General features: G+C 70.5%; 1 protein-coding gene. It reads left to right on the top strand.

The features are described 5' to 3' along the window. Positions 1-2800 (top strand): discoidin domain-containing protein (locus ACFV0G_RS18300; RefSeq protein WP_380548261.1); only part of this gene is annotated, 2800 nt, incomplete at its 5' end. Between the last annotated feature and the right edge of the window lie 31 nt (positions 2801-2831).

Raw genomic sequence — 2831 nt, 5'->3', positions numbered from 1 at the left:
CGCCGGTGACCCGCAGTGGCTCCAGGTCGACCTCGGCTCCGCGCAGCCGGTCTGCCAGGTGGTGCTCCAGTGGGAGTCCGCGTACGGCAAGGCGTACCGGATCCGGCTCTCCACCGACGGGACGACCTGGACGGACGCGTACTCCACCACCACCGGCGCGGGCGGCACCGAGACGCTGAACGTCTCCGGCACCGGCCGCTACGTGCGGATGGACGGCACCCAGCGCGGCACCGGATACGGCTACTCGCTCTGGGAGTTCCAGGTCCGCACCGGCACCGGCACCGGGCCGACCGACCCGCCGACCAGCACGCCGCCGACCACCCCGCCGCCCGGGAACTGGACGACGGTCTTCAACGAGGACTTCACCGGCGCCGCGGGCAGCGCCCCGAACGCCGGCGACTGGATCACCGACACCGGCACCGGGTACGCCGGCGGCCCGGCCAACTGGGGCACCGGCGAGGTGCAGACCGACACCGACTCCGCGGCCAACGTGGGCCTGGACGGCAATGGCGCGCTCAACCTGACGGCGGTGAGGAACGGTTCGTCCTGGACCTCCGGCCGGATCGAGTCCAAGCGCTCCGACTTCACCGTCCCGGCCGGCGGGCAGCTGCAGATCTCCGCGACCGTCAGGCAGCCCAACCCGGCCGACGGCACCGGCTACTGGCCGTCCTTCCGGGCGATGGGCGCGGCCAACCGCGGCAACTTCTCGGTCTGGCCCGGCGCGGGCGAGAGCGACATCCTGGAGAACGTCAACGGGCGCGGCCAGCTCTCCACCACCCTGCACTGCGGCACCGCCCCCGGCGGCAACTGCAACGAGTACAACGGCCTGACCAGCGGGCTGGCGAGCTGCACCGGCTGCCAGACCGGCTACCACACCTACTCCCAGATCCTCGACCGGACGACCTCGGACGAGCAGATCCGCTGGTACCTCGACGGCCGCCAGGTCTGGCAGGTCAACGAGTCGCAGGTCGGCGTCACCACCTGGGACACCGCGGTGCACCACGGCTTCTACCTGGTGTTCAACCTGGGCATCGGCGGCGGCTTCCCGAACGCGGTCTGCAACTGCAGCTCGCCGACCGACGCCACCTCCTCCGGGGGCGCCCTGAGCATCGACAGGGTCACCGTGTCCACCGCCAGCGGCACCGCGCCGGCGCCGCTCACCGACCCCACCGTCCCGACGGCCCCGTCGACCGTCAAGGTGACCGGCTCCCAGGGCAACTGGCAGCTCCAGGTGAACGGTCAGCCGTACCAGGTCAAGGGCATCACCTGGGGCCCGGCCAACTCCACCGCCGAGGCGCACATCCGCGAACTGAGGGCGATGGGCGTCAACACCCTGCGCACCTGGGGCACCGACGCCGGCTCCAAGCCGCTGCTGGACACCGCCGCGGCGCACGGGATCCGCGTGGTCAACGGCTTCTGGCTCAACCAGGGCGCCGACTACGTCAACGACACCGCCTACATGGACTCCACGCTCGACCAGATCAAGCAGTGGGTGACCGCCTACAAGGACCACCCGGGCGTGCTGATGTGGGACGTCGGCAACGAGGTCGTCCTCACCACCCAGGACCACACCTACAACGGCTCCACCGTCGAACAGGAGCGGGTCGCGTACGCCAAGTACGTGGAGCGGGTCACTCAGGCGATCCACGCCATCGACCCCAACCATCCGGTGACCTCCACCGACGCCTACACCGGCGCCTGGAAGTACTACAAGGACAACACCCCGAGCCTGGACCTGCTCGCGGTCAACTCCTACGGCGCGGTCTGCAACGTCAAGAGCGACTGGATCAGTGGCGGCTACACCAAGCCGTACATCGTGACCGAGTCCGGCGAGGCGGGTGAGTGGGAGGTCCCGAACGACGCCAACGGCGTGCCGACCGAGCCCGCGGACACCGCCAAGCGCGACGCCTACCTGTCCAACTGGGGCTGCATCACCGGGCACACCGGGGTGGCGCTCGGCGCGACGGTCTTCCACTACGGCACCGAGAACGACTTCGGCGGCGTCTGGTTCAACACCGTCCCGTCCGGCTGGCGCCGGCTCAGCTTCTACTCGGTGGCCAAGGACTACGGCGGCTCCGTCGGCGGCAACACCCCGCCGGTGATCTCCTCGATGACGCTCGGCAACACGGCGACCGTGCCGGCGGGCGGCGCCTTCGACATCACCACCGCGACCACCGACCCGGACGGCGACCTGATCCGCTACCAGCTCTACTACTGCGACAAGTACGCGGGTGGCGGCACCGGCTTCGGCCAGGTGGCGTTCACCCAGACCTCGGACGGGCACTTCACCGCGACTGCCCCGAAGAGCCTGGGCGTGTACAAGGTCTACGTCTACGCCTTCGACGGCCACGGCAACGTCGGCATCGAGACCCGGTCCTTCCGGGTCGTCGCCCCGACGCCCGCCGGCACCGATGTGGCACTCGGCAGGCCGACCACCGCCTCCAGCTACCAGGCCACCGGCAACGGCGCGCCGTACCCGGCGTCCAACGCCACCGACGGCAACTGGAGCACCCGGTGGGCCAGCGAGTGGGCCGACCCGCAGTGGATCCAGGTCGACCTGGGGAGGACCACCGCGGTCAAGCACGTGCAGCTCGGTTGGGAGTCGGCCTACGGCAAGGCCTACCAGATCCAGGTCTCCGGTGACGGCACCACCTGGACCACGGTCTACTCCACCACCAGCGGCACCGGCGGCGTCGACGACATCGACCTGACGGCGAGCGGCCGCTACGTCCGGGTCGCCATCGGCCGGCGCGGTACGGCCTACGGCGACTCGCTGTACGAGTTCGGCCTCTACGCCTGATCCAGACTCCCGGGGTGCGCCGGCCCCACGC

The organism is Kitasatospora sp. NPDC059571 (genome assembly GCF_042735675.1).
Taxonomy (GTDB): Bacteria; Actinomycetota; Actinomycetes; order Streptomycetales; family Streptomycetaceae; genus Kitasatospora.
This window is presented reverse-complemented; position numbering and strand designations above follow the sequence as displayed.